The sequence below is a fragment of the Pseudomonas sp. S3_G06 genome (assembly GCF_054667565.1).
Window position 1 is genome coordinate 450,531 of record NZ_CP162738.1, and the last position, 23,057, is coordinate 473,587.

A 23,057-nucleotide genomic window follows, 5' to 3' on the forward strand; every position below is an offset into this window, starting at 1 on the left:
AGCTACTACACGGCTCCAAAATTCAAGAGGAAATCCGCCATGCAAGACTGGCAACGTTCGGTGATCTACCAGATCTACCCGAAGAGCTTTCACAGCCATGCGGGCAATGCCACTGGCGATCTGCTCGGCATCGTCGCCAAGCTCGATTATCTGCAATGGCTGGGGGTCGATTACCTGTGGATCACGCCGTTCCTGCGCTCGCCGCAACGCGATAACGGCTACGACATCAGCGACTACTACGCGGTTGATCCGAGCTACGGCAGCATGGCCGACTGTGAACTGCTGATCGCCGAAGCGGGCAAACGCGGGATCAAGCTGATGCTCGACATCGTGGTCAACCACACCTCGATCGAGCACGTCTGGTTCCAGCAGGCGCGCAGCAGCCTCGACAACCCTTACCGCGACTTCTATATCTGGCGCGACCAGCCGAACAACTGGGAATCCAAGTTCGGCGGTTCGGCCTGGGAATACGAAGCGCAGACCGGCCAATATTATCTGCACCTGTTCGACCACACCCAGGCGGATCTCAATTGGGACAACCCCAAGGTCCGCGACGAAGTGTTCAAGATGATGCGTTTCTGGCGCGACAAGGGTGTCGGTGGCTTTCGTCTGGACGTGATCAATCTGATCTCGAAACCGGCGGACTTCCCCGAGGACGACAGCGACGGTCGGCGCTTCTACACCGATGGGCCTAACGTGCATGCGTACTTGCAGCAAATGCACCGCGAAGTCTTCGAAGGGCATGAGCTGATCAACGTCGGCGAGATGTCATCAACCCGCCTCGAACACTGCATCCGCTACTCCAATCCGCAGTCGAAAGAATTGTCGATGACCTTCAACTTTCATCACTTGAAGGTCGATTACCCGAACCTTCAGAAGTGGGTGCGCGCCGATTTCGACTTCCTCCAGCTCAAGCAGATCCTGTCCGACTGGCAGACCGGCATGCAGGCGGGCGGTGGCTGGAATGCGCTGTTCTGGTGTAACCACGATCAGCCTCGCGTGGTCTCGCGGTTCGGCAATGACGGCGAATACCGCGAGCTGTCGGCGAAGATGCTCGGCACTGCGCTGCACTTTCTGCAGGGCACGCCCTTCGTTTATCAGGGCGAAGAATTGGGAATGACCAATCCGGGGTTCGAGAGCATCGAGCAATACCGTGACGTCGAAACCCTGAATATCTTTCGCCTCAAGCGTGAAGCCGGCACCAGCGACCTCGACAACATGGCGGCGATCATGCAGAAGTCCCGCGACAACGGGCGCACGCCGATGCACTGGCACGCCGGGCACAACGCCGGCTTCACTCGCAGCGAACCATGGATTGGTGTGTCGGCCAATGCCGCACAGATCAATGTCGCGCATCAACTGCACGACCCGGAATCGGTGCTGCATCACTATCGGCGCCTGATCGCTTTACGCCGCACTGAAGCGTTGATCTCCGATGGCATCTATCGCCAGTTGTTGCCCGAGCATCCACAGGTCTGGGCGTACCTGCGCGAGGGGACGGGAGAACGCTTGTTAGTGGTGAACAACTTCTATGGCACTGCCTGTGAGGTCGAGCTACCGGCGCTGCTCGACGAAGCCCAGGAGCAGCGCTTGTTGATCAGCAATTACCCGGACTGCCCGCAACGCACGAGTTTGCTGCAGTTGCGACCTTACGAATCCTTCGTGCTGCACCTGACCGACCCCTGATTTTTTAACTGAATAACAACCTTTGAAAAAACACGCAGAACGCTGCGCGGGGGATTTGTGCGCGCTGAATTCCTGCAACCACACAATAAAAACAACGGGTGGCATATATGAGAGCAACCATAAATTACAGTCTGGCAGTCGCGGGGATTTGTCTGGCAATGCCCACGTCATCACATGCGCTGGAGTTCGGCGGCTATCTGCGCAGCGGGGTCGGTACATCGGTCAACAGCAGCAGCCAGTCGTGTTTCCAGTTGCCCGGCGCGCAGACCAAATATCGCCTCGGTAACGAGTGCGAGCAGTACGGTGAGCTCGAGCTGCGCCAGGATCTGTACACCCTCGACGACGGCTCGGTGCTGAGCGTCGACGGCATGGCCTCGCTGTATAACCGCTATGACCGCAGCCTGACGTTCAAGGAAGACAACGGCTCGATTCGTTTGCCGCAGGCGTATGCGCAATGGTCGGCGATGCCCGCGCTCAACGGCGGCTCGCTGTGGGCAGGGCGGCGTTACTACAAACGTAACGACATCCATATTTCCGATTTCTATTACTGGAACCAGAGCGCCACCGGTGCAGGCATTGAAGACGTGTTGCTCGGTGGCCTGAAATACAGCTACGCCTTTTCGCGCAAGGACAATCTTTACCAAAAGGATTACATCAACCGCCATGACTTCAATGTCGGCGGTTTCAACAGTAACCCGGGCGGTGAACTGGAGTTCGGCCTGAGTTACATCGACAAGCCCGACAGCCGCGATGCCCACCGTGGCTGGGCGATCACCACCCAGCACGTGCAGCAGGACTTTTTCGGTGGCAAGAACAAACTGGCGCTGCAATACGGCGAAGGGCCGGGCACCGGATTGGGCTATACCGGTAACGTCAGGCTCGATGACCGCAACAAGAGCTATCGCATCGTCGAATTCTTCGACTGGCAACTGACGCCGCGTTTTGGCGGACAATTCCAGGCGGTGTATCAGAAAGATATTCGTCAGGGCGGCGCTGACCAGAACTGGCTGTCACTCGGCGTGCGCCCGGCCTATGCGCTGAGCGAGCAGTTCAAACTGGTGACCGAACTGGGGCACGATCAGGTCGAGGCGGCGGGCGGCACGCGCAAGCTGAGCAAGTTCACCTTCGCGCCGACCTGGTCACCGAAAGGCCCGGAATTCTGGGCGCGGCCCGAAGTACGTCTGTATTACACCTATGCCAGCTGGAACCAGGCAGCCAAGCGTGCCGCTAACCTGTTGGCCAAAGGCTCGGCACTCTCCGACACGGGCGCCTTCGGCAACGCGCGGCACGGCGCCAATGTCGGCTTGCAGGTTGAGTACTGGTGGAAATAAGCAAAGCGGCTGCGACCGCTCATTCAATCAATACAAGCTCAGGTGATGTCATGGCCACACCCCAACAATTGCAGCTGCTGGCTCCTTTATCCGGCGTGCTGATGGCGCTGGACCAGGTGCCCGATCCGGTGTTTGCCGGGCGGATCATCGGCGACGGTTTGTGCATCGACCCGACTTCGTCAACGCTCTGCGCACCGTTGGCCGGTGTGGTCAGCGATGTGCAGGCCAGCGGGCACGCGCTCACCATCACCAGTGATGCGGGTGTGCAGGTGTTGATGCACATCGGCCTGGACACGGTGAATCTCGCCGGCGAAGGATTCACCCGCCGCGTTGAAGCGGGGCAGCGGGTCGAAGCGGGGCAGGCGCTGATCGACTTCGATGCTGACTACATTGCCCTGCACGCGCGCAGTTTGTTGACCTTGATGCTGGTGGTCAGCGGCGAGCCGTTCGATTCACTCGTTGGCTCAACCGGGTTGGTCGAGGTGGGCCAGCCAGTGCTGGACGTCGTCGTCGGGGCAGCCGTCGGCGAACACCCAGCGCCGGTGCCGGGCGACGCGGTGTTCTCGCAGCCGATCAACCTGCCCAATCCCAATGGCCTGCACGCGCGGCCGGCGGCAGTATTTGCCCAAGCGGCCAAAGCATTTTCAGCGACCATTCATCTGCACAAGTTGCAAGCCCAAGCCAACGGCAAATCCCTGGTGGCAATCATGGCGTTGCAGACGGCCCATGGCGACAGCGTGCAGGTCAGCGCCGAAGGTGAAGATGCCGTAGCCGCCGTCGATGCGCTGACACGCTTGCTGAGCGAAGGCTGCGGCGAAGCGGTGACAGCGCCCGCACCGGTCGAAGCCGACGCAGCAGAAATGCCGAACATCCTGCGCGGTGTCTGCGCCTCGCCCGGTTCGGCGTTGGGGCAAGTCATGCAGATCGTCGAAGCGTCGCTTCTGGTCAACGAGTTCGGCGCCGAGCCGCCAGTTGAACGGGAGGCGTTGAGCCAGGCCCTGATCGAAGCCGACATGGCCCTGCAACATCTGCGCGACACCGCCAGCGGCCAGGCGCAAGCGGAGATCTTCAAGGCGCATCAGGAACTGCTGGCCGACCCGAGCCTGCTGGATCAGGCCCGGGCGCTGATCGACGCGGGCAATAGCGCGGCGTTTGCCTGGAAGACCAGCACCGACGCAACGGTGGCGATGTTTCGCTCGCTGGGCAATGCCTTGCTGGCCGAGCGCGCGGCGGATCTGGATGATGTCGGCCAGCGCGTACTGAAGCTGATCCTCGGTGTTCACGAGCAGACGCTGGAGTTGCCGGACGACACCATTCTGATCGCCGATCAGTTGACTCCTTCACAAACTGCCGGGCTCGATACGCGCAAAGTGCTCGGGTTTGCCACCGTTGGCGGCGGCGCCACCAGCCATGTCGCGATCCTCGCGCGAGCCTGCGGTTTGCCGGCGATTTGCGGCATGCCGCTGCAAATGCTCGGGCTCGGCAACGGCACGCGAGTGCTGCTCGATGCCGACAAAGGCGAATTGCAGTTGCACCCGGACGCCGAGTCCATCGATCAATTGCGCACGCGGCATGAGCGCCAGCGCCAGCGTCATCAGCAGGAACTGGCCCAGGCCAGCGCGGCGGCCTGCACCCGTGACGGTCAGCACATCGAAGTCACCGCCAACGTTGCCTCGCAAGAAGAAACCGCCCAGGCCATGGAGCTGGGCGCCAATGGTGTGGGGCTGCTGCGTTCGGAGTTTCTCTACCTCGGCCGTCAGCAAGCGCCGAGCCATGACGAACAGCTGGCCACCTACAGCGCCATCGCGCGCACCATCGGGCCGGCACACAATCTGGTGGTGCGTACCCTCGATGTCGGTGGCGACAAACCGCTGGCTTATGTGCCGATGGACAGCGAAACCAATCCATTCCTCGGTTTGCGTGGCATTCGTCTGTGTCTTGAGCGACCGCAACTGTTGCGCGAGCAGTTCCGTGCAATCCTCGCCTGCTGTGAACTGACGCGTTTGCACATCATGTTGCCGATGGTCACGAATTTGGCCGAACTGCGTCTGGCGCGGCAGATTCTTGAGCAAGAAGCGCGGGCGCTGGGCCTGGCGCATCTGCCAAAGCTGGGAATCATGATCGAAGTGCCCGCCGCTGCGCTGATGGCCGATGTGCTGGCGCCGCACGTGGATTTCTTTTCCATCGGCACCAACGATCTCACCCAATACACCCTGGCCATGGATCGTGATCATCCGCGTCTGGCCAGTCAGGCGGACAGCTTTCACCCTTCGGTGCTGCGCCTGATTGCCATGACGGTGAAGGCTGCGCATGCCCACGGCAAATGGGTCGGCGTCTGCGGTGCGATGGCGTCTGAACGCCTTGCGGTGCCGTTGCTGCTGGGGCTGGGTGTGGATGAGCTGTCGGTGAGCGTGCCGTTGATTCCGGCGATCAAGTCGGCGGTGCGCGAAGTGAACCTGGCCGACTGTCGAATCATCGCGGAACAGGTTTCGAATCTGGAAAGCGCCACTGATGTCCGTGAAGCCTTGCAGCGCTTTCATGAGGCGAACATCGCTGCCTCGCCGGTTATGGAGAATTGAACATGTTCGACAAATTGCAGCAGGCATTCTGGAAAGCACTGACGCCGGATTTGGTACCGGACGAGGCAAACATTACCGCCGATGCGGTTGCCGGCTTGAACGCCGAGATCGTCGCCGCGCTGGGCGGTGTGGATAACCTCAAGTCGCAGCAACCGCTGGCGCTGACCCGGGTGCGCGTGACGCTGCACGACGCGGCCTGTGTCGACCGTCAGGCGTTGAGTATGGCCGGTGTGTCGGGCGTCATGTGCCTTGAGGGCGGCGTGCTGCACCTGATTACCGGGCTGCGCGCATAAGGCCGACAAGACGTGCGGCCGCAGGTCGCCCTTACTGTTTCTCAACTGCGGGTGTATCGTATTCGCCTTTTTGCGGATCCCTCGGGGTCTGTCGCTGATACGTGAGGTAGTTGAGTTCATGTCCTTTACCCGTCGCCAAATCCTCGGTGGCCTGGCCGGTCTTGTTGTCGTTGGCGCGGGCGCGGGAGGCGCGTCGCGTTACTGGCTGGGCAAGATGGCCGACGCCGAGGCCGGCCACGACTATGAACTGATCGCCGCGCCCCTCGACGTCGAGCTGGTGCCGGGGCACAAGACCGAGGCCTGGGCGTTCGGCCCGTCGGCGCCGGGCACCGAGTTGCGTGTACGCCAGGGTGAATGGCTGCGGGTGCGTTTCATCAATCACCTGCCGGTGGCGACCACCATCCACTGGCACGGCATCCGCCTGCCGCTGGAAATGGACGGCGTGCCTTACGTGTCGCAATTACCGGTATTGCCGGGCGAATACTTCGACTACAAATTCCGCGTGCCGGACGCCGGCAGCTACTGGTATCACCCGCATGTCAGCAGCAGCGAGGAACTGGGGCGCGGGCTGGTCGGGCCGCTGATCATCGAAGAACGCGAGCCGACCGGGTTCAAGTACGAGAAAACCCTGAGCCTGAAGAACTGGCACATCGACGAGCAAGGCCAGTTCGTCGAGTTCAGCATCCCCCGCGAAGCGGCCCGTGGCGGTACCGCCGGGCGCCTGTCGACGATCAATGGTGTACCGTTGCCGGTGATTGATCTGCCGGCCGGGCAGATCACCCGGGTGCGTTTGCTCAACCTCGACAACACCCTGACCTATCGCATCAATATTCCTGGGGTCGAAGCGAAGATCTACGCGCTGGATGGCAACCCTGTCGAGCCACGACCATTGGGCAAGGAATACTGGCTCGGCCCTGGCATGCGCATTTGCCTGGCGATCAAGGCCCCGGCGGCCGGTGAAGAGTTGTCGCTGCGTAACGGCCCGGTGCGTCTGGGCACGCTGCGTTCAGTCGCCAATACCGACGCGCCGACGGACTGGCCGAAAGCCCTGCCGGCCAACCCGGTGGCCGAGCCGGATCTGGCCAATGCGGAGAAACTCAACTTCAATTTCGAATGGGTCGGCTCGGTCTCGGTGAACACCGAAAACGGCAAACCGCCGAGCCTGTGGCAGATCAACGGCAAGGCTTGGGACATCACCGACAAGACCTGTGCTGACCGACCGATTGCCAGCCTGAAACTGGGTCAGAGCTATATTTTCGAATTGAAGAACATGACCCAGTACCAGCACCCGATCCACCTGCACGGCATGAGCTTCAAGGTGATCGCGTCGAACCGGCACAAAGTCGTGCCGTACTTCACCGACACTTATCTGCTGGGCAAGAACGAGCGTGCGCAAGTGGCGCTGGTGGCGGATAACCCGGGGGTGTGGATGTTCCACTGCCATGTCATCGACCACATGGAAACCGGCCTGATGGCCGCGATCGAGGTGAAGTGATGCGCCAGATCCGCCCGGCGGCGATCATCGACCGCAGCCGCGACCGCGACTTCATGCGCGAAGCCCTGACCCTCGCCGCACAGGGCGCCGCCCTCGGTGAGGTGCCGGTGGGCGCGGTGCTGGTGCAGGATGGCGTGGTCATCGGTCGCGGCTTCAATTGCCCGATCAGCACCAGCGACCCGAGTGCCCACGCCGAAATGGTCGCGATCCGTGCGGCGGCGCAGGAGGTGGATAACTATCGTCTGCCGGGCAGCACGCTGTATGTAACGCTGGAACCGTGCAGCATGTGCGCCGGGCTGATCGTGCATTCGCGGGTGGCGCGGGTGGTGTACGGCGCGCTGGAACCCAAGGCCGGGATTGTGCAGAGTCAGGGACAGTTTTTTACCCAGGGCTTTTTGAATCACCGGGTGTTGTATGAGGGCGGGGTGCTGGCTGAAGAATGTGGTGCGGTGCTGACCGAGTTTTTCCGCGCCAGACGCGCAAAACCTGCTGAATAAACACAGGTTCAATGTGGGAGCGAGCCTGCTCGCGAAAGCGTCGGTACATTCAAAATGAATGGTGACTGACACACCGCTTTCGCGAGCAGGCTCGCTCCCACAGGTGGATCTCCGTTGTTGGGGAGATTGAGTTATTTCTTCGCGACGATAACTGCCCGCATCGGCGCCGGCAGCCCTTCAATGGTTTTGCTGTGGTCTTCAGGATCCAGAAAATCACTCAGCGACTGATACTTCATCCACTCCGTCCCGCGTTGTTCTTCCACCGTCGTGGTACTGACATCCACACAACGAATATCGCTGAATCCGGCTCTGCGCAGCCACAATTCCAGCGCCGGCACCGACGGCAAAAACCACACGTTGCGCATCTGCGCGTAGCGATCTTCCGGCACCAGCACTTGGTGCTTGTCGCCTTCGACCACGAGGGTTTCCAGCACCAGTTCGCCGCCTTTGACCAGGCAATCCTTCAGCGCCAGCAAATGCTCGATCGGCGAGCGACGGTGATAGAACACGCCCATGGAAAATACTGTGTCGAAGCCTTCCAGATTCGGCGGCAGGTCTTCAAACGGGAACGGCAGGTGCCAGGCATTCGGCTCGGACAGGTAACGCTGCACCGCCTGGAACTGGCAGAAGAACAGCCAGTTCGGGTCGACACCGATCACGCTGTCGGCACCGGCGCCGAGCATGCGCCACATGTAGTAGCCGTTGCCGCAGCCGACATCGAGAATGCGTTTGCCCTTCAGGTCCAGGTGTGGGGAGACGCGCGACCACTTCCAGTCCGAGCGCCATTCGGTGTCGACATGCACACCGAAAAGATCGAACGGCCCCTTGCGCCACGGCGACAAGCCCATCAGCGCGGTGCGCATCTGTGCGCGAGTGTCGTCGTCGCAATCGGTGTCGAGTTTCAGGCCGTTGAGCAGGTCGATTTCGCTTGGCTGGATCTTCGGCAAGGCGTCCAGCGCACTTTGCCAGCGCTCCAGATCGCCATGGCCTTTGTCCATTTTCTTGTCGAGTTGCGCTTGCAGCGTGTTGGCCCATTCGGCCAGCGGAGTACCGGCCAGACGGCGGGCGAGGGGGGACAGATCAATCATGGCAAGGCAATCAACGAGGCAAAGTTAAGACACTGGAACCACGGCACGACTTTCGAGAACCCGGCGGCCAGCAGGCGTTCGCGGTGTTCTTCGAGGCTGTCGGGCTTCATGACGTTTTCGATGGCGCTGCGCTTCTGGGCGATTTCCAGTTCGCTATAGCCGTTGGCGCGTTTGAACGCCACGTGCAGATCGGTGAGCAGCGCATGCTCTTGGCCATCGTTGAAGCGCAGCTTCTCCGAGAGAATCAGCGCGCCGCCGGGCAACAACGATTGGCGAATGCGCGAGAGCAACGCGGTGCGCTGGTCCGGGGCGATGAATTGCAGGGTGAAGTTCAGCGCCACCACCGAGGCCGGTTGAAACTCCAGCGCGAGGATATCGCCCTCGATCACCTCGACTGGCAGCAACTCCTGAAACATCGAATCCTGACCGTTGAGGTACTCGCGGCAACGCTCGACCATCGCCGCCGAGTTATCCACAGCGATGACCCGGCAACCGTCGGTGCGCACATGACGGCGCAGGGCTTGAGTCACTGCGCCGAGCGACGAGCCGAGGTCATAAAGCACGCTCTCTGGCTGAGCGAACTGCGCCGCGAGCACGCCGAGGTTTTCGACGATGGTCGGGTAACCCGGCACCGAGCGCTTGATCATGTCCGGGAACACCCGCACCACGTCTTCATTGAAGGCGAAGTCAGGCACCTGGGCCAAAGGCTGGGCGAATAGGCGATCGGGTTCTTTGCTCACGGCGGCGTCCGGCGGTGTCGGTGGAAAAGGCCGGCATTTTAGCCAAAGTGGCGCGGGGATGCTTGGGTTGTCTGATAAAGCACCGAGAGGGGTGTAATTTCTCGCCGTCAGGGATATGGCTTTCGCGAGCAGGCTCGCTCCCACAGGGGATCGCGGTGTCCTGTGGGAGCGAGGCTGCTCGCGAAGAGGCCAGCGCGGTTTCCCACCGTCAGTTCACCGAAATGGCGCAGTCAAAGGTTTCCACTGGCAGCACTTCCGGAGCCCACGGTTGTTGCGAGGTCAGGCGCAAACGCCCGGTGCCGGCCGCGAAGGCCTGGAAGCGCCAGGTCGAAACCCCCGCTGCGCCCACCACGCCGGCATCTTCCGGATTGCTGTAAACCTCCGGGCTGAGCGCGCGCAACACGCCGCCAGCCGAATCCTGAATCGCCCAGCGGTAGCCGGTGGTCGGGTTGCTTGGCAGGCTGATGATCAGGTTTTGCCCGACGTTGAGCCGTACGGGGCATTCGCTTTGTTTTTCCACGGTCACGTTGTGTTTCGGTTGCGTGGCGCAGGCGGCCAGCAAGGAAAGGGCGAGGGGGACAAACAGGCGAATGGGGGACATAAGGTCAGCAGCTCCGGCGGTTACGACGAACGGCGAGCATAACTGAAGATGAGACGAAGTGTGACAGTCAGGGAGTTCAGTGTTGGCAGCACTGAAGCCATCGCTGGCAAGCCAGCTCCCACAGGTTTCTCGGTTAACCACAAGATTTGTGGGCACCATAGAACATTGGGGGAGCTGGCTTGCCAGCGATAGCGGTACATCAGGCACTACATGATTGTCAGAAGAGGACCTTCGCCACGTCCGCAAACCGCTTGGCAAAGTGCACGGTAATCCCTTCCTTCAGGTAATCCGGCAATTCCTCAAAGTTACCCCGGTTCGGCTCCGGCAGAATCAATTCGAAAATCTTCTGCCGCCGCGCTGCAATTACCTTCTCGCGCACGCCGCCGATCGGCAGTACATGGCCGGTCAGGGTCAATTCGCCGGTCATCGCCACGCCTTTTTTCGGTGGCTGATTACGTGCGAGGGAGAGCAGGGCGCTGGCCATGGTTACGCCGGCGCTCGGGCCGTCCTTCGGCGTTGCGCCTTCCGGTACATGCAGGTGGACGAAGGCTTCGTCGAAGAACTTCGCATCACCTCCAAATTGCTTGAGGTGCGAGCTGACGTAGCTGTAGGCGATCTCTGCCGATTCCTTCATCACATCGCCGAGTTGCCCAGTGAGCTTGAAGCCGCGGTTGAGTGTATGAATTCGCGTGGCCTCGATCGGCAAGGTCGCGCCGCCCATGCTGGTCCAGGCCAGACCAGTGATTACCCCGGTGCCGGACAGCACTTGTTCGTTGCGGAACACAGGATGGCCCAGCGAGGCTTCGAGGTCTTTCGGGCCGAGTTTGATCACCGCTTTCGGATCGTCGATCAGCTTCATCACCGCTTTGCGTACCAGTTTGCCCATCTGCTTTTCCAGCTGCCGCACGCCGGCTTCACGGGCATAGCCGTCGATCAGGGCTTTGAGCGCGGTGTCGCTGATGCTCAGGCTGCCTTTTGATACGCCGGCCTTTTCCAGCAGTTTCGGCCACAGGTGACGCTTGGCGATGGCGACTTTTTCTTCGGTGATGTAGCCGGACAGGCGAATCACTTCCATCCGGTCCAGCAACGGGCCGGGGATCGAGTCGAGGGTGTTGGCTGTGCAGACGAACAGCACCTTCGACAGATCCATGCGCAGGTCGAGGTAGTGGTCGAGGAACTCAACGTTCTGCTCAGGATCGAGGGTTTCCAGCAGCGCCGAGGCCGGGTCGCCCTGGTAGCTCTGGCCCATTTTGTCGATCTCGTCGAGCATGATCACCGGGTTCATCACCTCGACGTCTTTCAACGCCTGCACCAGTTTGCCCGGCTGGGCGCCGATGTAGGTGCGGCGATGGCCCTTGATCTCGGCTTCATCGCGCATGCCGCCGACGCTGAAGCGGTAGAACGGCCGGCCGAGGGATTCGGCGATGGATTTGCCAACGCTGGTCTTACCCACGCCTGGCGGGCCGACCAGCAACACGATCGAGCCGCTGATTTCGCCTTTGTACGCACCAACAGCGAGGAATTCGAGGATGCGATCCTTGATGTCGTCCAGACCGGCGTGATGCTTGTCGAGGATTTTGCGCGCGTGCTTGAGGTCGAGTTTGTCCTCGCCGTACACGCCCCACGGCACCGATGTTGCCCAGTCCAGATAATTACGCGTGACGGCGTATTCCGGCGAGCCGGTTTCGAGGATCGACAGTTTGTGGGTTTCTTCCTCGAGGCGCTTCTGCACCTGGGCCGGCAGGGTTTTGCCTTCGAGACGCTGCTGGAACTGTTCGAGGTCGGCGCTGCGGTCGTCCTTGGTCAGGCCGAGTTCCTGCTGGATGACCTTGAGCTGTTCCTTGAGGAAGAACTCGCGCTGATGCTCGCCGATCTTGCGGTTCACTTCGGCGGAAATCTCTTTTTGCAGACGCGCGACTTCGACTTCCTTGCGCAGCATCGGCAGGACTTTTTCCATGCGCTTGAGCATCGGCACGCAGTCGAGCACTTCTTGCAGCTCGGGACCGGTCGCCGAGGTCAGCGCGGCGGCAAAATCGGTCAGCGGCGACGGGTCGTTGGGGCTGAAGCGATTGAGGTAGTTCTTCAGCTCTTCGCTGTATAGCGGGTTGAGCGGCAGCAGCTCCTTGATCGCGTTGATCAGCGCCATGCCGTAGGCCTTGACCTCGTCGGTCGGCTCGGTGGGCTGGTGCGGGTATTCGACTTCGACCAGGTACGGCGGGCGATGGTGCTTGAGCCACGTCTTGATGCGCACACGGCTCAGGCCCTGGGCGACGAATTGCAGTTTGCCGTTTTCGCGGCTGGCGTGGTGAACCTTGACCAGCGTGCCGTATTCGGGGAGGGCGCCGGTGTCGAAATGGCGCGGGTCTTCCTGGGGCGTGTCCATGAAGAACAGGGCCAGGGAGTGGTGTTCGGATTTGCTGACCAGTTCGAGGGTTTCGGCCCACGGCTCTTCATTGACGATGACCGGCAGGACCTGGGCCGGGAAGAACGGACGGTTGTGGATCGGAATGATGTAGACCTTGTCCGGCAGGTTTTGCCCGGGCAGTGCCAGGCCGGTGCCGGAGGAGGTGTGTTCGATGTGATCGGTTTCGTAATCGTCGTGGTTGTCCGGGCGATCTTGCTGGTCGGTCATGGGGCACCTGCGCAATGGGGTATGGGGTCTTAGATGGGGCAGGGGTGGGGTGGTTTCAATGGGGCGGGTGTGTTTCTGCGTGTGTGTTCAGGTTTGCAAAGTTTTTGACCTTGTTAACCTTGGCGGCCTTTGGGCGGTGGCGAGATCCTTTAGGTCGGCACGGGTGCCTATTGAAATCTAACAATGTCTGCGCACAAATAGCAAAAAGCGCTAGTCTTGGTTAGCTTTAACTATTAAATGGAGTTTTGATGGATCCCTATCGTAATCCGTTCGCCCCCGGGGCTGGTTTTCCACCACCGGAGCTCGCTGGCCGAGACTCTTTTCTCGAAATGGCTCGGATTTCCTGCGGCCGAGCAGTGAGGGGCAAACCTGCACGGTCGCTGATGCTCCTTGGCCTTCGTGGAGTGGGCAAGACGGTACTCCTGAATGAGATCGGCAATATCGCCAGACAAGAGGGGATGCTCGTTTCCCAGCTCGAAGCTCCGGAGAAAAATACACTTTCCACTCTTCTTTACCCTGAACTGCGACGCGTAATGCGTTCACTTTCGGGATTCGAAGGAGCAAAGCACATTGCCACCCGGGGTATGAGCGCCCTGCGCAATTTTGCCTCGATATTCAAAATCGATATCGGTGGCGTTGAGGTGGGCGTTGAGGGTGCTGAACCTGGGCTTGCTGATAGCGGCGATCTGCAACATGATCTTCCAGACCTGTTCGGTGTGATTGGCGAGGGCGCTAAAGCCGCTGGCAAGGGATGGGTGCTGCTCATCGACGAGGTTCAGTACCTCTCGGAAGGCGATCTGTCGGCACTTATCGTTGCGATGCATCGAATGGCCCAGCGCGGGTTGCCTGTGGTTTTGGTTGGGGCAGGACTACCACAGGTTGCCAAATTGGCTGGTGAGGCGAAGTCCTATGCAGAGCGACTTTTCCTCTACCCGCCTGTAGGCGCGCTGGACGAAGAAGCAGCAAAACTTGCTGTTCGAAAACCCGTCGAGGAGGAGGAGCAGACGATCGAAGACGCTGCCCTCCAAGCGATTGTCGCGCGAACGAGGGGCTATCCGTTTTTTCTGCAGGAATGGGGTTCAACTTCATGGGATGTTGCTGCCGGCCCCATGATCACGCTCGCTGATGTCGAACGCGCTTATCCAGAGACTATCGCCGGACTCGATGCCGGCTTCTTCAAGGTTCGTTATGACCGGCTTACCAAAGCCGAGATCCAGTTTGTGATGGCGATGGCCACCCTTGGTGATGGGCCCTATCCTATGGCAGGTATCGCCAAGGTGATGGAGCGTGATCAATCATCGTTAGGCCCGGCCCGGGCCAATATCATTTCCAAAGGTATGATCTACAGCACCGACCATGGTTACCTTGATTTCACCGTTCCTCTTTTCGCGGAATACCTTCGCCGTCGTGGCGAATGAAAATCAGTGGTAGCGCCTTATGTAGTCAGCCGCCGAATTCTTTCCGAAAGTTCTGCCCCGCTTACCTGCCGGTACGCATGGATCAAGAGCATGGGCAGTACTCGATCTTGCGCTCATTGTGGAGCTGCCGAAGGCTGCGATCTTTTGATTTTGATTTTGTGTGGAAGCGAGCCTGCTCGCGAAGGCGGCCTGAATTTGACTAGGTTCCTGGAGTGAATGAAGGTTCCGAAGAATCCGCCGAATTCTGCGATCTTTTGATCCTGGTTCAAAAGCCAGATCGAAACATCGCGCCTTCGCATCGCTAGGCTATAACGCATCCCCTCATTTAATTCTATTTGTTATAGCTGCCTGTCAGATATGACAGTTACGCGCTTATCGATTTTACAGCACGATTGTCCTTCCACTTCGCAATGCAGACGGAACGGATTATGAAAATCGAGAAGGTTAGAACTGCTAAAACGTCAAACACATTCACGGCCACAATTGAGAAGCGCGCGGATTTCGCCGCAAACAGTTTCAGCGTCTATTTCGATGGCACGTATTACCACTGCTATCAATCAATACGCTCCGCTCGGAGTGTTCCTCGTGCCTGAGGTGTATTGGCAACTGACGATCCTTGACTCGCTGTATCGATACAAGGCGGCCAGTCTGGATTTTTCGCAAACATCCATGACCTGCTCAAATTGCTCGGCAGTTGCCTCGACGCGCCACTGTAGTGTCTGGCCTGTCTGACAATTGGATGCGCCAGGCGTGATGTTCATGGATTTCAATTCATTGAGCGCTGCACTGCAGTCTTTTGCCTGCTCTGCGTTATTGTCAGCCTGCGCAGGGATCCAGGCACTGAGTGCGAATATGGCAGCCAGCAGGGCGATACGCAGTTTCGAATAAAGGCTCATACAGAAGGTCCCCACAACCAGCGTTGTCAGATCGGCCACGTCAGTCCCTGAACCACAAAGAATCCATTACAGGTGAGTTCCCGCGTGTCATTCGTGTGCTGTGCTTTGCCGGAAAATTTGTAATCTTTGAGGTCGTATCGGTACACGAAGTTACTGATTTGAGTCACCGCGATAATGGAAGAAGTTGTCGTTTCAAATTCATAGGGACGAGGATCGGCTCGGTCTATGACAATCGTTTCTGAATAGCGCAAAGGGGAAGGATCCTGCGGGTAGCGAAGCGAGATGGAGATGATTCGCGCGCCCGACAAGCTGTCGTTGTGGCGGAAAGAAAAGTCGTATCCCCCTAACACGTTGATGGAAATGGATGTGCTTGAAGTGCTGTAGCTGGTCAAGTCCAGATAATTACCGCTGATGGTGCCTTTGACATCAGTTTCAATAGAGCCGAACGCGAAGACGGCGTTGGGTACGTTTGGGTTTGCCATGAGACCTGCCTCTGTATGATCCGAATAGTGAAGAGGCAAGTCTGGGTAAAAGCGTAAAAGCTGTGAACTGTAATACCTGACAGTTTTTTATTCTTGTTCGCGATAGTTATTCAGGCCCAGCGCATTTTCCGAACGCTACCGACCCGCCTGTCGGAAAACTCCGGCGTATTGATCAGCGTCAGCAGGACGAACCTGTTCACAACCGCTACCACAGGTTTATTCATTGCCTGCCAAGTTGCGCCCACAAAAAAAGGCGATGTCCTTCACGGAACATCGCCTTTTCAATACCGCCAGCTAACGCTTATTCCGGCAGTTTGTACGCAATGATGTAGTCACCCATCTTGGTACCCAGCGAGCCATGGCCGCCAACAACGAGCAACACGTATTGCTTGCCGTCCTTGCCGGTGTAGGTCATCGGAGTCGCTTGACCACCCGCAGGCAGGCGCGATTTCCACAGTTCTTTACCGGTATTCACGTCATAGGCGCGCAGGTACTGGTCGAGGGTGCCGCTGAGGAAGCCGACGCCGCCGGCAGTGACCATAGAACCGCCCATGCTTGGTACGCCGAGGGTGAAGCCGATCGGGATTGGCGAGCTGTCGCGGCTGGTGCCGTTCTTGCGTTTCCACACGACTTTGCCAGTGGTCAGGTCGATACCGGCGACGTAGCCCCAGGCCGGGGCCTGGCACGGTACGCCGAGTGGCGACATGAACGGGTGCATGATCACCGCGTAAGGCGCGCCGGTGTTTGGCTGCACGCCCGAAGTTTCGCTCTCGCGCTTGCTGCCGGCTTCGACTTGCTCGCGTGGGACCATTTTCGAGACGAAGGCCATGTAGTTCGGGCTGGTGAACAGCAGCTGGCGAACCGGGTCGACCGAGACGCCGCCCCAGTTGAACACGCCGACGTTACCCGGATAGATCAGGCTGCCCTGTTCCGATGGCGGGGTGTACTGGCCTTCGTAACGCAGTTCCTTGAACTGGATGCGGCACAGCATCTGGTCGAACGGGCTGGCGCCCCACATGGCTTTTTCGGTGAGTTCCGGGGCCAGCAGGTTGAGGTCCGAACGGGCCTGGGTCGGTGCGGTGTGGTCGCCTTTCACGGCGCCTTGCGGTACCGGGATTTCCTTGATCGGAATGATCGGCGTGCCGTCACGACGGTCAAGGACGTACAGGCTGCCCTGTTTGGTCGGAGCGATCAGCGCAGGTTTCACGCCGTCGGCGGTTTTCATGTCGAGCAGGGTTGGCTGGCTGCCGACGTCCATGTCCCACAGGTCATGGTGGGTGAACTGGTAGTTCCAGCGCACCTTACCGGTGGCCAAGTCCAGTGCGACGAGGCCGGCGCTGAATTTCTCCGCGCCCGGGGTGCGGTTGCCGCCCCATTGGTCTGGAGTCTGGTTGCCCAGTGGCAGGTAAACCATGCCGAGTTTTTCATCGACGCTGGCCAGCGACCACATGTTCGCCGAGTTGCGGCTGTAGGTTTCGCCCGGGGCCAGAGGCTCGGTGGCGTCCGGCTTGTCGCTGTCCCAGTTCCACACCAGGTGACCGTCGCGCACGTCGAAGGCGCGGATCACGCCCGATGGCTCATTGGTCGATTCGTTGTCGGTGACGTGACCGCCCATGATCACCAGATCACGGGTAATCGCTGCTGGCGAGGTGGAGTAGTAGCCGCCAGCGGTGAACGGGCCGATGCCTTGGGTCAGGTCAACCACGCCTTTGTTGCCGAAGCCTTCGCAGATCTTGCCGGTGTCGGCGTTCAACGCAATCAGGCGGGCATCAGCGGTTGGCAGGTACAGACGACGCGGGCAGGCCTGAGCAACAGCCTGGCCGGCTTCGGAGATGACAGCGGAACCGGCGTTTTCAGACTTGGCATAGGCGGCTTCGTCGTAATACGAAACGCCACGGCAAGTCATGTGGGCGAAGCCCTTGAAGCCGACCGGGCTCTTGATCTGTGGATCGAAGCGCCAGATTTCCTTGCCGGTGTCCGGGTCCAGTGCCAGCACTTTGCTGTGCGCGGTGCAGGCGTAGACCATGCCGTTGGCTTTGAGCGGGGTGTTTTCGTTGGTCAGCTCGACCGGGTCATCGGCGGTTGGCAGGTCGCCGGTCTGGATGCGCCAGGCTTCTTGCAGCTTGCCGACGTTTTCCGGGGTGATCTGCTTGAGCGGCGAGTAGCGGTCACCGAACTCGGTGCGACCGTACGCCTGCCAGTCGCCATCCGGCATGGCCGGTGCGGTGCTGGTCATGTCCGCGCTGTCGCGGCCCAGTTCGCCAAAGGTTTCGCCCGGGTGGGTGAAGAGGCTGGCCAGAGCGGTAACGCCGGCCAGGATAACCGCCACGGTCAGACCGCCAGTGCCGATTTTCGCCGGGCCGTTGAGCAGCAGCGGACGACGGAACCACGGCAGCAGCATCACGAAGCCGAGGACAAACCACAGCGCCAGACGCGGCACCAGTTGCCACCAGTCCAGACCGACTTCCCACAATGCCCACACCGTGCTGGCAAACAGCACGATGGCGTACAGGCCCAGTGCCGCGCGGCGGCGCATCAGCAGCAGAACGCCGGTCAATGCGATGCCGATACCGGCCAGCAGATAGTAAAGCGAGCCGCCGAGCATGCTCAGCTTGACTCCCCCGGCCAGCATGGCCAGGCCCATCAGTAGAAGCAGGATGCCGAGCAGGCCCGGTAGCAGACGGCCCCGACTCGAAGCACTTTCGGTGCTCATAGTGTGATTCTCCGTGACGTTTATGTAGTCCCGCGCTGTAGTCACTTTAGATGACGATTTGGCGCAGGCATGGTTCAGATAAAAACTTGTTCGGCTATCGAATTTCATGGATCCCTGTGGGAGCTGGCTTGCCAGCGATGGCGATTGCACATCCAACAATGAAATCGCCAGACAGATTGCTATCGCTGGCAAGCCAGCTCCCACAGGGCCTTGTGGCGTTTTTTAGAACGACGACTGGATCTTGATCCCGCCGATCAGGGCGTCGTCGACGTCGTTTACGCCACCTGGGTGGCGGATGTATTGCAGGTTCGGGCGTACGGTCAGCCAGTTGGTTACGTGCACGCCGTAATACAGCTCGGCGCTGTATTCGGTGTCCTGCGGTGGCAGGAACGCCGGATTGTCGTAGTCGTAGACGGCGTTGGCGCGGTTGGCCATTTCGGCGTTCTTGCGATAGGCCGGGTTGACGTGCACACGAGCGAGGGCGAAACCGATGTCATCCTTGGCGCGGGCATCGAACGGACCTTTGTAGGTCAGGCCGGCCTGCACGTAGTTGTCGATGGCGTTGGTTTTCTTGTCATGCATCGTCGCGTTGGCAAACAGGCTCAAACCGCGCGAGTGGTCGCTGGCGATACTGGTCACCTGCTGCTGAATGCCCAGCCACACGCCGTGCTTGCTCGACGCGCTGCGATAGGCTTCGCCGCTCAACGCTGCCGGTTGGTCATTGCGGTCTTTATAGACGTCGGAGGCCTTGGCATTGCTGTAGTAGTAACCGGCGCGGTATTCGCCCGGCAGGCCGTTGAGCTTCGGCGTCCACACCAGTTCGACCGGCAGGATCGCGCCTTGCGTGCCGCTGCCGCTGAGTTTGAAACCGTTGCCGCGATCGAGGTTCGACGGGTTCTGCTCATAAGCGCCGATCTGCGCATACAGCTCCGGCGTCAGGTGATATTTGACCCGCAGCGCCCATTGGCTGACCGGCCAGTTGTACCAGATGCCGCCGACCCAGTTGCCAACCTGCGAGCCGCAGAACGCGAGGTTCTGGAAGTCGCAAGGGAAGCTGTTGAAGTCTTCGCCTTCGCCGAAACGGCCGACCTTGATGTCGAGCTTCTGATCGAAGAATTTCTGCTGGTACCACATCTGCGTCAGGCGCGTGGTCTGGCCACGGCCCCAGACTTCCTGGGCGGAAGTGAAGCCGCCAACGCGTGGATCGTTGATGCGGTCGTTGCTGATGTTGTTGCCGCTGCGTTTGGTGATGGTCAGCTGAAATTCGGCGTCGTTCCAACCGAGGATCTTCTGCAGATCCAGATGGGTGCCGAGGCCGAACTGGTCGCTGTAGCGGGCAGTGCGGTCGTGGTCGTAACCGCCGTGCAGGTTGCTGCCCATTTCGCCGGTGTAATCGAGTTTGAAGTCGTAGCCTTTTTCCGCAAGTTGCGTGCGCGTGCCGCTCCAGTCACCGAGCATGTACGGTGATTCACTGTCGAAGGCCGGCGCCGCGTGGGCACAGGTAGCCAAGCCAAGGGCGGTGCAGCCGCCAAGGGTGCGCAGGGCAGAGATAGCGCTGTCTCGGGAGAAGGAAAAGTCAGGCATGAAGAAGTCTTTTTTTGATGTTTTTCGAGTGCAGGCCGAGCGCTTCAGATTGTCGCAGGCAGTGAAGCGTTTCAGCGGAAGGGCGGCAGGATAATGATCTGTAACAAATTGAGAAAGGGCTTTTGCAGACATGCAGCGTTTCGGATTCGGTAACAGTGCGGCAAACGGGCGCATTGTGAGTCGGGCCACAGCCTGCGACCTTCCCGGGTTGGCCTACATTTGCAGGAAGGCCTTCCACCCGCTCGGCCCCTCGGCTAAGGTGCGCGGCTTCTGCATATCACTTCGCCCAAAGGCCCGGCATGAACGAACAATCCCCCGATCCGCTGCACGGCGTGACCCTCGAACAGATCCTCAATGCACTGGTGACTCACTACGAGTGGTCGGGGCTGGCCGAGCGTATCGACATCCGTTGTTTCAAGAGCGATCCGAGCATCAAGTCGAGCCTGACCTTCCTGCGTAAAACCCCGTGGGCGCGGGAGAAGGTCGAGCGCCTGTACGTGAAGCTGATGCGCACCAAGCGACCGCTCTGAGATGGACAGCGCGAGGCGCCAACGCCTGATCACCGGCCTGGCCGTGCTGGGCTGGGCAGGGCTGGCAATTCAGCTGTACCTGATTCTCTTCGCACGATTGAGCATCGGCGCCAGCCTGCTGGGCGGGCTGGTGAGTTTCTTCAGCTACTTCACCATATTGACCAACACCCTGGTGGCGACGGTGCTGACCTGCGCGGTCACCGAGCGCGAATCCGCCGCGCGGCGCTGGTTTCTGCAACCGTGGGTCAGCAGCGGGATCGCTGTGAGCATCGCCGTCGTCGCTCTGGCCTACAGCATCCTGCTGCGGCATTTGTGGCATCCCGAAGGCTGGCAGTTTGTTGCCGATGAATTGCTCCACGACGTCATGCCATTGCTGTTTCTCGGCTATTGGTGGTGCTGCGTCCCCAAAGGCACGTTGCGCTTGTGGCACTTGCCGCTGTGGCTGATCTACCCCTTGGTGTATTTCATCTACGCCTTGCTGCGCGGACATCTGCTCGGCGCCTATGCGTATCCGTTCATTGATGTCGCGGTGTTGGGTTATCCACAGGTGCTGGCAAATGCCGGGGGGATATTGGTGGGGTTTGTGTTGGTGGGGTTGCTAGTGACTGGTCTGGATCGATTTCGGCCGTAACGATCAAAAGATCGCAGCCTTCGGCAGCTCCTACATTTGGAATGCATTCCCCTGTAGGAGCTGCCGAAGGCTGCGATCTTTTGCTTCTCGGATTTACTCTTCCTCGGAAGTGCCTTCCGCCCGCCAGTAGCCAACAGCCTTGATGAACTGTTCATCGAGCCCATGCTCATCGATCAGCACCCGGCGGATCTGCCGTGAGACCTTGGTCTCGGTCGCCACCCAGGCGTAAAGATTGCCCTTGGGCACCTGCAGTTGTTTGACCGTCGTCAGCAGGTTGTCCTTGCCACCTTCACGCAGCACCCAGATCACATTGAACTGCGCCGCGCTTTGCAGCACTTGCTGCTCGGCACCGTTTTCCACTTCGATCACCACGAGTGCCCGGCGATTTGCGGCCAGACCTTCGAGGCGGCGGGCGACGGCGGGGAGGGCGGTTTCGTCGCCGATCAGCAGATAGCTGTCAAAGATGTCCGGCACGATCATCGAACCGCGCGGCCCGCCGATATGCAGGAACTGCCCCGGTTGCGCCTGTTCCGCCCAGGTCGAGGCAGGGCCGTCGCCGTGCAGGACGAAATCGATGTCCAGCTCCATTTTATCCAGGTCGTAACGACGCGGCGTGTAGTCGCGCATCTCGGGCATCGGCCCGTTGTCCTTGCCGGCGCCCAGTTGCATCGTCTCCAGCGCGGCAGCCTGTTCGGCGTTCTGCGGGAACAGCAGTTTGACGTGATCGTCCGTGCCCAGGCTGATGAACCCGGCCAGTTCCGGCCCGCCGAGGGTGATGCGGCGCATGCGCGGGGTCAGGTCGGTGACGCGCAGCACTTCAAGCTTGCGCCGTTTGATTTCGTGCATCACGCGGTGAATGGTTTGGTTATCGACTGCAGTCATTCGGCTTTCTCCGTGGCAGGTTGAACGGCAGGGCCGTCGACGATGGCTTTGGCGGTGTCGTTGAGCAGGTCGCGTACGCGCAGGATTTCCTCGGCGCTCCAGCGCCCATGGTGCAGCTGCAAGGCATGGCGCAGGTTATGCACCGCTTCGTGGATTTCCGCCGGACGATCATGCCCGCGCAGCGAGCGCTTGCTGACGTCGATGCGCATGCGGACGCCGTCGAGCGCCACCGCTTGTTCACTTAAAGACAAACGACCGGCGTCGGTGACGCTGTAACGCTTTTTGCCTGCCTCGGCATCACCGGCGATCAGATCGCTCTCTTCCAGAAAGGTCAGGGTCGGGTAGATCACCCCGGGGCTGGGGCTGTAGGCGCCGTCGAACATGCCTTCTATCTGGCGGATCAGGTCGTAACCGTGGCAGGGCTGCTCGGCGATCAGCGCCAGCAACAGCAATTTCAAGTCGCCGGGGGCAAAGACTCGCGGGCCGCGGCCGCCGCGTTCGCGACCGGGGCGCTTCTCGAAGCCGTCGCGGCCATCGCCATGCTCGCGGTGGGGGGAATGATGGTCTCTCATTTCGCTTCTCTCTCGTCGTATTTAGATACAACTTAAGATATATCTTAAGCGCTGTGCAAGACGTTTTTGGCCTCTGGCGACGCTCGACGGACGAGCGGTCAGCGTGAAAAAAGCCACAAAACTCTTTCCGATCAAAAATAAAAAGGCGTGACCTTAAAGTTAAAGTTATCGCTCTAGTTGTGCTTGAGTATATATTCTAATTTCTCGCAAGTTGCCGCGTTAAAGCGGCTAAGTTGCTGTATGGTTTTTTTTCCTGTAACTGTGTGTAGGGCGCAACTTACAGCGAATGTTGCAAGTATCTGTTTTTTGTTCTTTTTTCTGGCGGGGTGTGGGGTTGTTTAACTACGAGTTTGTCGGAAGTTGCCTGCTTACATTCCAGAGGCAACAGTCGATGATGCCCGGCATTG

Annotated in this window: 19 protein-coding genes; 9 read left to right on the plus strand and 10 right to left on the minus strand. The window is 59.7% G+C overall.

The window, feature by feature from the left end:
• Window positions 1-39: 39 nt before the first annotated feature.
• The 6 genes from treC (at window position 40) to tadA (ending at window position 7,881) form a co-directional block, all read left to right on the plus strand.
• Window positions 40-1,686 (plus strand): alpha,alpha-phosphotrehalase, encoded by a 1,647-nt coding sequence (gene treC, locus AB4N47_RS02120; protein WP_122507793.1) that lies wholly within the window; start codon window positions 40-42, stop codon window positions 1,684-1,686.
• Window positions 1,687-1,793: 107 nt separating this feature from the next.
• Complete coding sequence (locus tag AB4N47_RS02125; protein WP_341638861.1) at window positions 1,794-3,017, plus strand: maltoporin; 1,224 nt, start codon at window positions 1,794-1,796, stop codon at window positions 3,015-3,017.
• A 50-nt stretch (window positions 3,018-3,067) separates the two neighbouring features.
• The gene (gene ptsP, locus AB4N47_RS02130) at window positions 3,068-5,596 is read left to right on the plus strand and encodes a phosphoenolpyruvate--protein phosphotransferase (RefSeq protein WP_341638862.1); all 2,529 of its coding nucleotides are present in this window, start codon (window positions 3,068-3,070) and stop codon (window positions 5,594-5,596) included.
• A gap of 2 nt (window positions 5,597-5,598) precedes the next feature.
• Entirely contained in the window at window positions 5,599-5,889 is a 291-nt protein-coding gene (locus AB4N47_RS02135; RefSeq protein ID WP_024014197.1) for a PTS transporter subunit EIIB, read from the plus strand.
• A gap of 118 nt (window positions 5,890-6,007) precedes the next feature.
• A complete protein-coding gene (locus AB4N47_RS02140) occupies window positions 6,008-7,384 on the plus strand; it encodes a multicopper oxidase family protein (RefSeq protein ID WP_341638863.1) in 1,377 nt (458 codons plus the stop codon).
• Window positions 7,384-7,881, plus strand: a complete 498-nt coding sequence (gene tadA / locus AB4N47_RS02145; protein ID WP_341638864.1) for a tRNA adenosine(34) deaminase TadA — start codon at window positions 7,384-7,386, stop codon at window positions 7,879-7,881. The genes AB4N47_RS02140 and tadA overlap by 1 nt, the downstream gene beginning before the upstream one ends.
• 131 nt (window positions 7,882-8,012) lie before the next feature.
• Here the strand turns inward: tadA and cmoB are convergent, their stop codons facing one another.
• The 4 genes from cmoB to lon all read right to left on the minus strand — a co-directional run bounded on the left by cmoB (window position 8,013) and on the right by lon (window position 12,942).
• Window positions 8,013-8,969, minus strand: coding sequence for a tRNA 5-methoxyuridine(34)/uridine 5-oxyacetic acid(34) synthase CmoB (gene cmoB, locus AB4N47_RS02150; RefSeq protein ID WP_122507787.1), 957 nt, complete (start codon window positions 8,967-8,969; stop codon window positions 8,013-8,015).
• Window positions 8,966-9,709 (minus strand): carboxy-S-adenosyl-L-methionine synthase CmoA, encoded by a 744-nt coding sequence (gene cmoA, locus AB4N47_RS02155; protein ID WP_341638865.1) that lies wholly within the window; start codon window positions 9,707-9,709, stop codon window positions 8,966-8,968. Before cmoA ends, cmoB begins: the two co-directional genes overlap by 4 nt.
• 208 nt (window positions 9,710-9,917) lie before the next feature.
• Window positions 9,918-10,310, minus strand: a complete 393-nt coding sequence (locus tag AB4N47_RS02160; RefSeq protein WP_071173473.1) for a protease inhibitor I42 family protein — start codon at window positions 10,308-10,310, stop codon at window positions 9,918-9,920.
• A gap of 217 nt (window positions 10,311-10,527) precedes the next feature.
• Window positions 10,528-12,942 carry an endopeptidase La gene (gene lon / locus AB4N47_RS02165; RefSeq protein ID WP_024014191.1) on the minus strand — a complete coding sequence of 805 codons (2,415 nt, stop codon included), beginning with the start codon at window positions 12,940-12,942 and terminating at the stop codon, window positions 10,528-10,530.
• A 248-nt stretch (window positions 12,943-13,190) separates the two neighbouring features.
• Between lon and AB4N47_RS02170 the strand changes: the two genes are divergently transcribed.
• Window positions 13,191-14,360, plus strand: a complete 1,170-nt coding sequence (locus tag AB4N47_RS02170; RefSeq protein ID WP_217865324.1) for an ATP-binding protein — start codon at window positions 13,191-13,193, stop codon at window positions 14,358-14,360.
• A gap of 557 nt (window positions 14,361-14,917) precedes the next feature.
• Here the strand turns inward: AB4N47_RS02170 and AB4N47_RS02175 are convergent.
• From AB4N47_RS02175 to AB4N47_RS02190, 4 genes are all read right to left on the minus strand, one after another.
• Window positions 14,918-15,295 (minus strand): hypothetical protein, encoded by a 378-nt coding sequence (locus tag AB4N47_RS02175; protein WP_217865325.1) that lies wholly within the window; start codon window positions 15,293-15,295, stop codon window positions 14,918-14,920.
• Window positions 15,283-15,738 carry a hypothetical protein gene (locus AB4N47_RS02180; RefSeq protein WP_217865326.1) on the minus strand — a complete coding sequence of 152 codons (456 nt, stop codon included), beginning with the start codon at window positions 15,736-15,738 and terminating at the stop codon, window positions 15,283-15,285. The genes AB4N47_RS02175 and AB4N47_RS02180 overlap by 13 nt, the downstream gene beginning before the upstream one ends.
• 301 nt (window positions 15,739-16,039) lie before the next feature.
• The gene (locus tag AB4N47_RS02185; protein WP_460154402.1) at window positions 16,040-18,451 is read right to left on the minus strand and encodes a glucose/quinate/shikimate family membrane-bound PQQ-dependent dehydrogenase; all 2,412 of its coding nucleotides are present in this window, start codon (window positions 18,449-18,451) and stop codon (window positions 16,040-16,042) included.
• Between the two features lie 222 nt (window positions 18,452-18,673).
• A complete protein-coding gene (locus tag AB4N47_RS02190; RefSeq protein WP_341638868.1) occupies window positions 18,674-20,035 on the minus strand; it encodes a carbohydrate porin in 1,362 nt (453 codons plus the stop codon).
• A 299-nt stretch (window positions 20,036-20,334) separates the two neighbouring features.
• Here AB4N47_RS02190 and AB4N47_RS02195 point away from each other — a divergent pair, with 299 nt between their 5' ends.
• Together AB4N47_RS02195 and AB4N47_RS02200 are read left to right on the plus strand one after the other, a co-directional pair.
• Window positions 20,335-20,565, plus strand: coding sequence for a VF530 family protein (locus AB4N47_RS02195; RefSeq protein ID WP_016773359.1), 231 nt, complete (start codon window positions 20,335-20,337; stop codon window positions 20,563-20,565).
• A 1-nt stretch (window position 20,566) separates the two neighbouring features.
• Entirely contained in the window at window positions 20,567-21,196 is a 630-nt protein-coding gene (locus AB4N47_RS02200) for a Pr6Pr family membrane protein (protein ID WP_341638869.1), read from the plus strand.
• A gap of 93 nt (window positions 21,197-21,289) precedes the next feature.
• On the opposite strand, the gene AB4N47_RS02205 is transcribed toward AB4N47_RS02200, so the two are convergent.
• Together AB4N47_RS02205 and AB4N47_RS02210 are read right to left on the minus strand one after the other, a co-directional pair.
• The gene (locus AB4N47_RS02205; RefSeq protein ID WP_341638870.1) at window positions 21,290-22,078 is read right to left on the minus strand and encodes a siderophore-interacting protein; all 789 of its coding nucleotides are present in this window, start codon (window positions 22,076-22,078) and stop codon (window positions 21,290-21,292) included.
• The gene (locus AB4N47_RS02210) at window positions 22,075-22,650 is read right to left on the minus strand and encodes a PadR family transcriptional regulator (RefSeq protein ID WP_024014184.1); all 576 of its coding nucleotides are present in this window, start codon (window positions 22,648-22,650) and stop codon (window positions 22,075-22,077) included. Before AB4N47_RS02210 ends, AB4N47_RS02205 begins: the two co-directional genes overlap by 4 nt.
• Window positions 22,651-23,057: the final 407 nt, after the last annotated feature.